7 protein-coding genes are annotated in these 13616 nt (G+C 40.3%); 3 read left to right on the forward strand and 4 right to left on the reverse strand.

What is annotated here, in order from left to right:
* Nucleotides 1-392: 392 nt before the first annotated feature.
* The 4 genes from Q4567_RS13665 to Q4567_RS13680 all read right to left on the reverse strand — a co-directional run bounded on the left by Q4567_RS13665 (nucleotide 393) and on the right by Q4567_RS13680 (nucleotide 5752).
* Nucleotides 393-1913, reverse strand: a complete 1521-nt coding sequence (locus tag Q4567_RS13665; RefSeq protein WP_303500768.1) for a catalase — start codon at nucleotides 1911-1913, stop codon at nucleotides 393-395.
* Nucleotides 1914-2293: 380 nt separating this feature from the next.
* The gene (locus Q4567_RS13670) at nucleotides 2294-3277 is read right to left on the reverse strand and encodes a hypothetical protein (RefSeq protein ID WP_303500769.1); all 984 of its coding nucleotides are present in this window, start codon (nucleotides 3275-3277) and stop codon (nucleotides 2294-2296) included.
* Nucleotides 3270-3869: a sigma-70 family RNA polymerase sigma factor gene (locus Q4567_RS13675; RefSeq protein WP_216048553.1), complete on the reverse strand. Its 600-nt coding sequence runs from the start codon at nucleotides 3867-3869 to the stop codon at nucleotides 3270-3272. Before Q4567_RS13675 ends, Q4567_RS13670 begins: the two co-directional genes overlap by 8 nt.
* A gap of 65 nt (nucleotides 3870-3934) precedes the next feature.
* On the reverse strand, nucleotides 3935-5752 hold the full coding sequence (locus Q4567_RS13680; RefSeq protein ID WP_303500770.1) for a VWA domain-containing protein: 1818 nt from the start codon (nucleotides 5750-5752) through the stop codon (nucleotides 3935-3937).
* A gap of 329 nt (nucleotides 5753-6081) precedes the next feature.
* On the opposite strand from Q4567_RS13680, the gene Q4567_RS13685 reads away from it, so the two are divergent.
* The 3 genes from Q4567_RS13685 to Q4567_RS13695 are packed head-to-tail and all read left to right on the forward strand — an operon-like array spanning nucleotide 6082 to nucleotide 13599.
* Nucleotides 6082-7191, forward strand: a complete 1110-nt coding sequence (locus tag Q4567_RS13685) for an efflux RND transporter periplasmic adaptor subunit (RefSeq protein ID WP_216048551.1) — start codon at nucleotides 6082-6084, stop codon at nucleotides 7189-7191.
* A gap of 14 nt (nucleotides 7192-7205) precedes the next feature.
* Entirely contained in the window at nucleotides 7206-10538 is a 3333-nt protein-coding gene (locus Q4567_RS13690) for an efflux RND transporter permease subunit (protein WP_303500772.1), read from the forward strand.
* Nucleotides 10531-13599: an efflux RND transporter permease subunit gene (locus Q4567_RS13695; RefSeq protein ID WP_303500773.1), complete on the forward strand. Its 3069-nt coding sequence runs from the start codon at nucleotides 10531-10533 to the stop codon at nucleotides 13597-13599. Before Q4567_RS13690 ends, Q4567_RS13695 begins: the two co-directional genes overlap by 8 nt.
* Nucleotides 13600-13616: the final 17 nt, after the last annotated feature.

The following is a 13616-nucleotide window of genomic DNA, read 5'->3' on the forward strand; positions in this document are numbered from 1 at the left end:
TCAAGTTTTGAAACATCGTTTAGTGTGGCCGCAGGTCAAATCAATACCCTCAACAAATATAAACGCCGACGTCGACAGAAATACGGTTAGGATGAAGCTTTAAAGAGCTCAAAAAACCTAAATTTATGGCTTAAAGGTCCCCGCAGATGAAATGCGGTACGACGGCTGAATTTCAATCGGGTATAGCAGCGTAAAAACCAGTTTTTATCTATTTTTCTCAAAAATTCTAATTTTCGCACCCATTAAATTGCTCCTAAGCGTTAATTAATCTCGTCAAATCGGTAGATGACTAGTAATGACTGTCTATTTATTTTTTTTTGAAAATTATGCCTGTCCAATTGTAAAAAAACACCGCTAAAAACGGTGTTTGTTATTGAGCAAAAAACAGTTATTTATAAACAGCTAGGTAAATGAAGAGCAGGATCCGCTTCTCGTGCTTTTATTGCATCCTCTACCGTTAATCCTAAAGCTTTAGCAATGCCTTCGCCATAAGCTGGGTGGCACTGGCTACAGTTTCGAATATGACGATATTTGATAAAATCAAAAGTATCCCCCATTTGTCTAGCCGTGTTTTCAAAAAGCGCTTGTTTTTGTTCGTCATTCATCAAATTAAACAATAAACGTGGCTGACTAAAATAGTCATCATCATCTTCACGAAAATCATAGCGTTTAGCATAACCATCGATTTTAAGAGGTGGCTCAGCAAATTGTTGCTGCTCCTGCCATTGATTAAAGCTATTAGGTTCATAGTGTGGTTTGTCACCATAGTTGCCATCTACACGGCCTTCACCATCACGGGCATTACTATTTACAAGACAACGCGGTTTGTTAACAGGAATCTGATTATGATTAACACCCACTCGATAACGCTGAGCATCCGCGTAGTTGATTAAACGCGCCTGCAGCATGCGGTCAGGTGATACACTAATCCCTGGCACTAAATTACTTGGAGCAAATGCCGCTTGTTCAACATCCGCAAAGTAATTTTCAGCATTTTTGTTCAACTCAAATTCACCTACCTCAATAAGTGGATAATCGCCCTTTGGCCACACTTTAGTGAGATCAAATGGATGGTAAGGAACTTTATCAGCTTCTATTTCTGGCATAATTTGCACATACATCTTCCACTTAGGGAAATCCCCTCGCTCAATAGACTCGTAAAGATCTTTTTGATTGCTTTCCCGATCCATAGCGACAACTTCAGCGGCTTCCGCATCAGTTAAGTTTTTGATGCCTTGTTGAGTGCGAAAATGGAATTTGACCCAATATCGCTCACCGGCGTCATTCCAAAAACTGTAAGTATGCGAGCCAAAGCCATGCATGTGTCTATACGAAGCTGGAATACCACGATCACTCATCACAATAGTAACTTGATGCAAGGCTTCTGGCAGCAACGTCCAAAAATCCCAATTATTAGTAGCAGAGCGCATATTGGTGCGAGGATCTCGTTTAACCGCTTTATTCAAATCTGGGAATTTGAGAGGATCACGTAAAAAGAATACTGGGGTATTGTTACCAACCATATCCCAAATCCCTTCTTCGGTATAAAACTTCAAGGCAAAACCGCGAATATCACGTTCAGCATCGGCAGCTCCACGTTCACCTGCTACCGTACTAAAACGTGCAAACATTTCGGTTGTTTTGCCTACCTCACTAAATATTTTTGCGCGAGTATATTGGCTAATATCATGGGTAACCGTAAAAGTACCATATGCACCAGAACCTTTAGCATGCATTCGGCGCTCTGGGATAACTTCACGCACAAAATTCGCAAGCTTTTCATTTAACCAAAGATCTTGGGCTAGCACAGGGCCGCGCTTACCAGCCGTCAGACTATTTTGATTATCAACAACCGGCGCTCCACCATTGGTAGTTAGGTCTGTTGGTTGATATGGGCATTTTTTGTCGCTCATCACATTGCTCCTATTGAGAATTAAGTAGAGTCACGAGTAAATCAATCTGCGAACAATTAATTCAACGCGCAGCTGCTTCAGCATTTCTGAGTATAGAAGATATCAAGCCCTTTAACGACCTTTAGAATTTTATTCATTAACATCTGAAAAAGATTGGAAACATAGAAGCTGTTGAGCTAAAAATCACTTAAATTTCACCCCAAAACAGCTCTTAAAATTGCATAACTGAGCGCCCATTGACGCTTACAAGACGTGGCGAACAGATGTGAGATTAAACGCGGTTCTGTTTCTTCAAAAAGATGTCGCTAAGATTATCAATTGCCTCAATCTCTCCAATTCAAGCAATTCCTATATCCTTATCCAACGTTGCCAATGCACATCTACTCACTTAATTTCTTGTTTTGCTCTTCAGTTAACACTTGTAAATATTTTGGGTCTATTTCAACTAATGGATCGGCCATCTTAAGTAGTGATAGATAATCAAAAATATCATTCTGCAACTGACTAAGAGATTGGATTTTATCTGCGTTCTTGTTTTTCGGTGCACTATGTTCTTCAAGTTGCTTTAACAGGCTATCAAGATATTCGGTATTAACCTGCATTTTAGATGTTGAGGGTTGATTGTCGTTAAACATTGAGCTTGATTCAATTAAAGACAGCCTCGTTTGACCTTGATGTTCTCTTTTTGCTAACTGTGATTTTTGTTGTTTGGCAATCAACTCTGCTTGTTTAAATGCTTGTTCCGTTGCAGCTTCTTGAGTTAACACAATATCTGCAGGAATTTGTTGTTCAACATCAACCTCAAGGGGCATTTCAAGCTCAAATGATAAAGGCTCAATCTCAACATTATCCATAGCTTTTGCAGCTAAAGTTAATGCTTCTTTTTCAGCATATTGGGCTCGCTCAGGCTCCTCTACAGAATCTCGCACAAACTCACTTTTATCTAGCAGTGGCTCTGAGGCCATTCTGGATGAAACTGGTGGGCTGCTAAGTTCACGAATTTCTAGTTTTGATTTTTTTGTCAATTGTTCATTGTCCAATGTAGCTTGGTCTGCAATATCATAAGTATCAACCCTTAGCTCCGGCGCTTTTGTCAACATAGGATCAAAACGATCATATTGATTGTATACTACTAAGCTAATAAACATCACTGAAGCGGCAATGGAAGTTGGCCATTGCCATTTTCGCCATTTTGCTACTGGCGCTTTTACATCAACCACCTTATCACTTGCTTGTTGTTTGGCGAGTTCCAATATGCGCTTATCCAATGCTGCAGTCGGTACTGGTTTTTCCTGTGCCTGATATACGACACTCACATCAGGATCAGTAATATTCTCATTTTTAGCTTGATTTTTATTACTCATGACCTTCACCACTACTTACCCAATCAGGCATTTTTTTAGATAAACATTGTTTTAACTGACCGTAGGCATAACGTAAACGGCTTTTAGTTGCTTGATGAGAAGAATCAATTACTTCTGCAATTTGTTTCACCGTCATAGTCGACTCTTCTTTGAGTAAAAATACTTCCAGCAAGTTGACAGGTAACTTTTGCATACAGTCTTTTAAAAACATGCTTTGCTTATCAGCTTGCAACGTTTTTTCTAGTATATTTTGCTCAATTTGATTGGCACCAAGTTGGCTATCTACCTCATCGGCGCTATCGTCAATCAGCTTATCGACAATGCGCAAATGTCTTATTTGGTCAACCACTCTATTTCGTGCCATTGTATATAACCAAGTGGAAAATTTAGCGTTTGGCTCAAACGACTCAGCATTCACTATCACTTTACTCCAGGTGTCCTGAAATAAATCTTCTGCTAATTGCTGATCTTTTAATTGACGCAGCATATAGCGATACAAGCCGCCTCTATGACGTTCATATAAAAGCTCAAACGATGCCGAATCTCCATCTGCAAATCGTTTAAGCAATTCTTCATCTACTACTTGATTCAAACGCGTCCATCTTCCTTAAATAATGAATAAGACTTGGCAAACCTTGACGTCTGCGCCTTATTTTCTTAGTTTTGCTTTTGTTCTTGAGTGGCAACCGAACGAGAAGTTTCCGACTGTAAGGTTTTTGCCATTCTCACCAAAGAAACAAACTCAGCACGATAGCCGTAATCATCCTTACCTTTGTTGTTATTAGCAAGCTCAATCACCTTTTCAAAATCTAAATTTTGGGTGTATTTACTATTTTTCAACAATTGAGCAAAGCCAACAACAGAAGTTGCAAATTTAAAATCCATGGATTGTGCATCAAAATCAGTAACATTTTGTTTTTCAATAACTTGGTCGATTAGGATACTAGTGTCGTTGTCCATAGGTTTATAACGCAACTTTACATGGGCCAATTCATTATTCAGACTAGCTGCGGCATTTTTATGGGTCTGTTGATAGCGTAAATCGTCATTAAATTTAGCGCCATCTTGCAATACGATTTCGTAAAATGCTGTAACAGTATGGCCAGCTCCGATTTCCCCCGCATCGACTTTATCATTATTGAAATCTTCTTTATTTAAGCGACGATTTTCATAGCCAATTAAACGATATTCCGCCACCGTATTAGGATTAAACTCGACCTGAATTTTCACGTCTCGGGCAACCGATTGTAAAGTAGCATCTAATTCTTCAACTAATACTTTTCGCGCTTCAAGCAACGTATCTATATAAGCGTAATTGCCATTGCCTTTATCCGCTAATTGCTCCATCAAGTGATCATTATAATTACCTTGTCCAAAACCTAAGGTGGTGAGTTCAATTCCTTGCTCTTTTTGTTTTTCAACTAATTCAATTAATTGCTGATGATTGACCCTGCCAACATTAAAATCGCCGTCAGTAGCTAAAATCACACGATTCACACCATTTTCCTTAAATGCTTGTTTAGCTAATTTATAAGCAAGCTCAATACCCTCTCCACCATTGGTTGATCCACCAGCGGATAGGCGGTTTAGCGCTTGTTCTATTTTTACACTCTGATTGGCTTTGGTAGGCTCAAGTACTACACCAGATGCTCCGGCATAAACCACGATGGCTACACTATCGTTTTCTGTCAATTGATTGGTTAACATCATCAGAGCACGCTTAACCAAAGGTAATTTATTCGCAGAATTCATAGAGCCAGAAACATCCAATAAGAACACTAGATTTTTATTGCTCGCCTCAAGTTGCTTTTCGGATTTATCATTTAAAGCATGGGCTTTTAAACCAATTCGCATCAACATACGGCCTTGATTCCAAGGCGAATTTGAAACCTGCGTATCAATCACAAAAGGATGAGAGGATTCTTCAGCCACTGGATACTGATAATCAAAATAATTTATGAATTCTTCAATCCGAACAGCGTCTGCCGGTGGCAGCCATCCTTGGTTTAACATTCGTCTAGCATTGCTGTAGCTACCTGTGTCCACATCAATTGAAAATGTTGAAACTGGATTATTACTGGTGGTAAAAACCTGGTTTTCTTCTTCATGTTGATAGTTTTCTGTATAAGCAGGGTTCCCTGGCGCTGGCACTTGAGGAGGATAATATCCAGGAGAAGTGGCTTCAGATAAGTCAGCCATTGCGAACAGCTGAGATTCATGTCGCTGGCGACTATGTAATTTTCCTTGCGCTTCAGCTCGTTGTGCGGTCATCATAATTTTTTCAGCTTCAGCTTCAGCTCTGTGCTTCGCCTGTTTGACTTGATTATCGCTTTCTGTAGACGAACAAGCGGCAAGACTAAAAGCGATAACTGTAGAGGTTAATAAATAGCTAAATCTACGCAGTTTAAATCTGTTTTTAAGCGTTAAATCGATAGAGCGAGTAGTCGTTGAATTGTCTGATTTAATAGTGTTCATTTTTATTCCTTTTACACATAGTTATCAGTACCAACGAATAGAATTTTAAAAGGGGTTATTTATTTTTCAATAAAGAGCGCGGTTTATTGCATGGCAGCGTCTCGCAGCTAGTAATAAATCAACTAATTTTTAGTAAATTTCACCAAATACAGTTAATCAAACTCACAAAAACCCACAAACCATCTCCATATCTAATTGATTTATAAAGACTTTAACCAATGGCACAGTGAGTGCTTAGTCTAGTAAATAGAACAGTCATCAAATACGACTCACTAAACAGTGTCGTGACGATATTCACTTAAAATATTTGGTTAAATTTGGAAAATACAATGGACGCGCATAATTACAACAACCACGCTTCAATTTCACGCTCAACAATAAAGCAGTTATCACTGGCAGCTTTTATTTGCTCAAGTTTTTTATTAACAGCCTGTGGACAGGCAGAAGCCAATAAAAATGACCAGCAAGAAGCTGAACAGGTAAAAGTCATCCCTATTCCTGTTGAAGTGAAAAATTTAGAGCGCGGTAATATTTCCTCCAATTATGCAACAACAGCAGTATTAGAAGCTAAAGAAGAAGCATTTGTTGTTGCCCGCGCATCGGGAATAATTGATCAAATATTAGTTGAAGAAGGTGATTACGTTGAAAAAGGTCAAGTTTTAGCGAAATTAGATCCCGAACGTTACGAACTAAACTTGTTGCGAGCAGCAGCAGATTTACAAGGTATCGAAAAAGAGCTTGCGAAAGTCAATAAGGTTTATCATAAAAAACTGATAAGTGATGATACTTACGACAAGCTTACTGCACAGTATGAATCAGCCAAAGCAACACTGGCTTTGGCTAAACTCGATTTGAAAGAAGCAACCATAGTTGCACCTATCAGCGGTTATATCGCCGAACGAAACGCTAAAGTGGGTAACCTAACCGAATCGTTCCAGCGCGAGCGTATGTTTCATATTGTGCAACAAAAACAACTCTACGGAATTGTCTATTTACCGGAAAAAGAATTGTCTCGGGTGCACAAAGACCAACCAGCAAGCTTACTTTTATCAGCGCTTTCGAATACAACAATCAATGCTTATGTTGAGCGTATCAGTCCGGTCATTGATTCAAAAACCGGGACTTTTAAAGTTACCCTTAGAGTACCAAACGAAAATAATTTATTGAAAGCAGGCATGTTCTCTCAAGTCAGTTTAAATTATGACACCCACCTTGATGCGACTTTGTTGCCTCGCAAAGCACTGCTGGCCATTGACGATAAAACCAATGTATTTGTGGTAGACGAAGACGGTATCGCAAACAAAATTGCGATTACAGTTGGCTACCAAGAAGGAAACTTCGTTGAAGTTATCAAAGGCCTTACTGGCACTGAAAAAGTGGTGGTAACCGGGCACCAAAACCTCAAAGACAAAGCCGTTGTTGAAATCGTCAACAGCTAATTGAGGAGTACATTATGAATTTAATTGAAATTGCGGTCAGACGTCCGGTGACAGTGTGGATGTTTACCTTAGCTGTACTCTTATTCGGATTTGTTTCTCTATCACGTTTGTCTTTGAACTTACTACCAGAGCTTTCCTACCCGACTCTAACCATTCGCACTGACTATGTAGGAGCCGCTCCAGGAGAGATAGAACAATTGGTTACCAAACCGGTTGAGGAAGCAGTAGGCATAGTCAAAGGTGTTCGCAAAGTCACTTCAGCTTCTAAAGCTGGACAGTCTGATGTAGTGCTGGAGTTTGAATGGGGCACCGAAATGGACATGGCCAGCTTAGAGGTTCGCGAAAAACTCGATGTTTTACTTTTACCCCTAGATGTTAAACGGCCTTTATTATTGCGATTCAATCCAAGTTTAGATCCTGTAATGCGCTTCGGACTAGGAACAAACAATGCCGCTTCGCCCGACGCTAACGACTCTAAGGTAGCACAAGCGACTATGGATGAAGCGAACATGAAACAGGTTCGTACTTATGCCGAAGAAGACATAAAACGCAAACTGGAGTCGGTTGAAGGTGTCGCTTCGGTTCGAGTCGGCGGTGGCCTAGAAAATGAAATCCATGTTCTGATTAATCAACATCGTACTAGTCAATTAAATATACCTTTAGCGGAAATCATTAAACGCTTGAAAGACGAAAATGTAAATGCGTCCGGTGGCCGAGTGGAAGACGGTTCGCAAGAATATTTAGTCAGAACCCTAAATCAATTTCAAACCTTAGACGATATGCGTAATTTGTATATTGCTACACGAGAAGGCAAACATATTCGTTTAAGCGACGTAGCCCAAATCAAAGATGCCTTTAAAGAACGCACCTCAGTCACCCGATTTGACGGACTCGAAGGTGTTGAAATAGCAATCTATAAAGAAGGTGACGCTAATACGGTCAATGTAGCTAACGCGGTAAAAGCCAGACTTGAATCACTGAAGCAGTCATTGCCGCAGAACTACCAAATACAAATGGTCTACGACCAGTCATTATTTATCGCCAGCGCATTGGAAGAAGTAAAGTCTGCGGCCATCATAGGTGGTATTCTGGCTATGTTTATTTTGTATTTTTTCCTGAAAAATATCTGGCCCACATTAATTATTTCCATCTCCATTCCAGTATCAATTATCGCGACTTTTAATTTAATGTATAGCTACGATATCAGTTTAAACATTATGAGTCTGGGTGGCATTGCGCTGGCCATAGGTTTATTAGTTGATAACAGTATCGTAGTGCTGGAAAACATCGATAGGCATAAAAAAGACAATGCCAATACCTTAGAAGCTGCCGCGCAAGGAACAAAAGAAGTCTCAATGGCAATAGTGGCCTCTACCCTTACCACCATGGCCGTATTTTTTCCGTTAGTGTTTGTTGAAGGTATCGCTGGTCAATTATTCAGTGATCAGGCCCTTACCGTTACGTTTGCACTGGCAGCATCCTTAGTTGTAGCATTAACCCTCATCCCTATGCTTGCAGCAAGAGAAAAGTCTAATCAGCCAAGTAAAGAATTGGATTTGGGACCTAGGCCGGTTAAAGCTAAACCCACAGGCAAGTTAAAACTAACTGGATATTACCTATTTTTACCATTAACTCTTCTCGTTAAATTAATCTTTTATGTTGTACCTCTGACGGTAACCAGCATCATTTTAACTGTGTTTAGAGGGCTATCTAAAGCGCTATCAATACTATTCAAACCGGTATTGTGGGGGTTCGATAAGTTCTACAATGTCGTTTCATCAGCGTATTACCATAGTCTGAATGTGGCAATGAAAGCTCGGATTGCAGTTATTGCAATTGTGGTTACATGTTCTGCTCTATCGCTTTTACTATTGCCTAAAATCGGTTTGGAACTGATTCCACCGTTAGCCCAAGGCGAATTTAATGTTGAAATTACCTTACCTACAGGCTCTAGATTAGAAAATACCGATGAGGTATTAGCTAAACTGGCCACTTTTACGCAAAAACAACCGCAAGTAGCACGCACCTACTCTTTAGCTGGTACTGGCAGTTTAATGAATGCTTCCCCCTCCCAAGGTGGTGATCATTGGGGTAAGTTAAATGTGGTGATGAAAACTGATGCCTCTGCCCAAGACGAACAAGCTGTTGTCACAGCTATGCGTGAATACCTAATTAATCAAGCAGGTCTGGAAAGTAAATTCGGTACACCGGAACTATTCAGTTTTTCGACTCCACTGGTGGTGGAAATTTCAGGATATGACTTGTCGATGTTAAAACGTTACGGTGACAAGCTAGCACAAGCTCTTTCTAAAAATAGACGATTTGCCGATATTAAAAGCTCGTTGCAAAATGGCAACCCTGAATTAAAAGTGCAGTTCGACCATGCCAAACTGGCCCAATTAGGACTCAATGCACCGGATGTTTCAAAGTTAATAGCGGCCAAAATTGGTGGCGAAGTGGCAAGTCAATTTAGTGTCGATGATCGTAAAGTGGATATTTTAGTCAGAAACCAAGTTACCCAACGAGACTCAATCCAAGATATTTCACAAATAGTGGTAAACCCAAATAGCAATAATGTCATCCCCTTAGCCGCTGTGGCTTCTATTGAGATGTCAGTCGGTCCAAGTGAAATAACCAGAGTGGGTCAACAACGGGTGGTACTGGTCACTGCTAACCTTAATTACGGTGATTTAGGTGCGGCTGTAATCGACGCTCGCTCAGCCATTGATGAAATCAACTTACCCGTTAGTTTACAAGCTAGGATCACCGGCCAAAGTGAAGAAATGGAGTCGAGTTTTAATTCCCTTTATATGACCCTGGCCTTGGCGATTTTTATGGTATATCTGGTGATGGCCTCGCAGTTTGAGTCCTTATTGCATCCATTTTTAATTTTATTCACTGTTCCCATGGCTTGCGCAGGTTCAATTTATGGTTTATTTTTAACCGGCACAAATATCAGTGTGGTGGTATTCATTGGCTTGATTATGCTCGCTGGAATAGTGGTAAATAACGCCATAGTGCTAATTGATAGAATTAATCAATTACGTGCAAAAGGCGAAGATAAGATGACCGCAATTAAACAAGCTGCGCACAGTCGTTTACGCCCTATCCTAATGACCACCTTAACCACTATATTAGGCCTCCTTCCAATGGCAATTGGTTTAGGTGAAGGATCGGAAATTCGCACACCTATGGCTATTACAGTAATTTTTGGATTGTTGTTCGCAACCTTCCTAACTCTATTTATGATCCCCGTGTTGTATAGCATATTTGATCGCAAATCATTTATCCCAGAAGTGAACCAAAGCACAACCGACAAGCCAAACAGTGAGGTGGTTTATGGATAAGTTTGCCCACGCTGGCGCTGCATTGGCAAGCTTTGCCATACGTCGTCCAGTAACCATTTCCATGTTATTCTTTTCTCTGTTAATCATGGGGTTAGCGGCCAGTAAAATGCTGCCTTTAGAGAAGTTTCCGGGCATTGATTTTCCAGAAATTTTTATTCAGGTTCCCTATAAAGATGCCACGCCTGCAGAAATCGATAAAATGATCACCCAACCGGTGGAAGAAGCATTAGCCACAATGTCGGGCATCAAACGACTGCGCTCTCGTTCTACTGAAAACAATGCAGAAATTCAGATACAGTTTGATTGGGATGCCAATATCAAAGCTAAAAGCATCGAAGCACGAGAGAAAATCGATGCTATCCGCCACCTTTTGCCAGATGATGTAGAGCGGGTACTAGTCTTCAAGTTCAACCTAAAAGATATGCCAGTTTTTCAACTTAGATTGTCGAGTGACCGTGATATTTCTAACTCGTATGATTTACTGGAGCGCAACCTAAAAATGCCGATCGAGCGCATTAAAGGTGTCTCAAAAGTTGAATTATATGGTGTTCAGAAAAAACAAATATCGATTCGCTTAGATCCTCAACGCATTGCAGCTTTGCACATTGATACGGCTAAATTAACCAAAATCCTGCGCGATGCCAACTTCTCCATGACGGCTGGTCAGTTTTTTGATTTGGACCAAAAAATCACAGTCAATCCAATTGGCGAATACCGTAGCAAACAGGAAATTGAAGATCTCATTATCCAACGGAATGTACGTTTGAACGACATTGCCAGTGTGAAATATGAAACCCCTAGAGCAGAAGAAGGACGCCACTTAGATCGCACCCATGCGATTGGTCTCAATATCTTTCGTGAGTCAGGTGCTAACTTAGTGGAGGTATCCGACGCGGTTATGCAAGAGATTGAAAAAGCTCGAAACAGCACCGCGTTTAATGGCATTAACGTATTTATCATGGATGATGAGGCGGATTCTGTTACCACTTCGCTGCAAGACCTGCTCAATTCGGGCTTGCTCGGTGCCATCCTCTCTATCATTGTATTGTATTTATTCTTACGTAACCTTGCTACTACCCTAGTTGTGGTCCTATCGGTGCCATTTGCAATTTGTATCACCTTGGCCTGTATGTACTTCTTAGGATATAGCCTCAATATATTGTCTTTAATGGGCTTAATGTTGGCGGTTGGCATGCTGGTGGATAATGCTGTTGTGGTTACTGAAAGCATTTTCCAAGCACGGGAAGACGAACCTGACCCTGTGGAAGCAACTAAGAAAGGGGTTGCTTTGGTGAGTTTAGCTGTTATCGCTGGAACAGCGACCACAGCCATCGTCTTTCTACCCAATATAGTTGGCGCCAAAGAAGAGATAACCGTATTTCTTGAACATGTAGCCGTATCTATCTGCATTTCACTGTTTGCGTCATTAATTTTAGCGCAGACACTCATTCCTTTATTAACCACTAAGCTAAAAATTAAAGCGAAACCTAAACAAGTGAAGCCATCAAAGATCAAAAATGTTTATGCTTCTATTTTAACTTGGACCTTAGAGAATCAAAGAAAAACCGCGCTTGTTGCTATACTCATATTAATCAGCACTATGATCCCCATGAACTTATTAAAGAGCGACGAACAAAACAATGGTAATAATGGCCGAATTTGGTTGAACTATAATGTTCAGGCCAACTATAGCCTCAAAGAAGTTGAAAAAACCGTGGCTAAAATGGAAGACTATTTATACGCCAATAAAGAAAGATTTCACATCAAACAGGTATATAGCTATTTCACAGCGGGAGAAGCGGTATCAGGCTTAACTCTAGAAGATGAAATCCCGATGAAAATCGCCGATCTAAAAAAGTTAATTAAAGATGAGTTCCCTGCATTTGCACGAGCAAAACCTTCTTTTCAGTGGGATGAAGGCAGTGGTGGCGGTGTCAAAATATCGTTATTTGGACAGTCATCTGAAACCTTAATGCAAATTGCCAGTGAAATTGTACCAGTGTTGAGTAGCGTTAATGGTTTAACAGACGTTAAGGCTGATATAGATGGTCAAAATTATGAGTTACAAATTAAAGTAGATAGAGACAAAGCCTTTCGTTTTGGATTAAACACCAATGATGTTGCCACTATTATTAGCACTGCATTACGAGGGGCAAATCTGCGAACCTTTAGAAATGACATTAATGGTGAAATAGACATTCGTTTGCTTTACGATGAAACACTGCAAACCTCTATAGACGCATTACGCAACTTAACGGTGTCTAGAAACCTTGATCAAAATGTCACTTTGGATATGTTGGCTGACTTAACGATTAAACCAAGAATGTCACAAATTCAGCGGGACGGCAGGCAAACGGCACTAAGTATTGGGGCTAATTTAGAAAGTGAACTCACCATCGAAGAAGCACAAGAACGTATTGAATCTATAATGGCAAATGTGCAACTGCCCAGCGGTTATAGTTGGGCGTTAGATGGCAGTTTCCAACGTCAAGACGAAGATGAAGGCGTGATGATCACAAATATGATCCTAGCCGTGTGTATGATTTATATTGTTATGGCAGCGCTTTTCGAATCATTATTATTACCCACATCGGTATTAACTTCGTTGATTTTTTCATTTACTGGGGTATTTTGGGCGTTTTTAATTACAGGCAATCCAATGACCGTAATGGGCATGATTGGGATGCTGATTTTAATGGGAATAGTGGTAAATAACGGTATTGTATTGGTCGACCGGATTAATCAATTAGTGAATCAAGGAATGACTGTACACAACGCCATTATTGAAGGTTGTCTCACCCGAGTACGCCCTATTTTGATGACAGTCTCTACAACTGTGCTAGGACTTTTACCACTTGCGTTTGGCGACATGAGTATTGGCGGTGACGGCCCTTCCTATTCGCCGATGGCGATAGCCATAATCGGTGGTTTGTTGTTTAGCACCCTCACCAGTTTATTTTTAGTACCACTAACCTATTTGCTACTGCTGAAATTGCGTCGAAATACAATAGAAATGATTGCTGACAGCAAGCTGTTGGTCTCGAGGTTAATTCGAGCTTAAATGGAACAGTACGCTAA

The sequence above is a fragment of the Aliiglaciecola sp. 2_MG-2023 genome, from assembly GCF_030548145.1.
GTDB classification, from domain to species: domain Bacteria; phylum Pseudomonadota; class Gammaproteobacteria; order Enterobacterales; family Alteromonadaceae; genus Aliiglaciecola; species Aliiglaciecola lipolytica_A.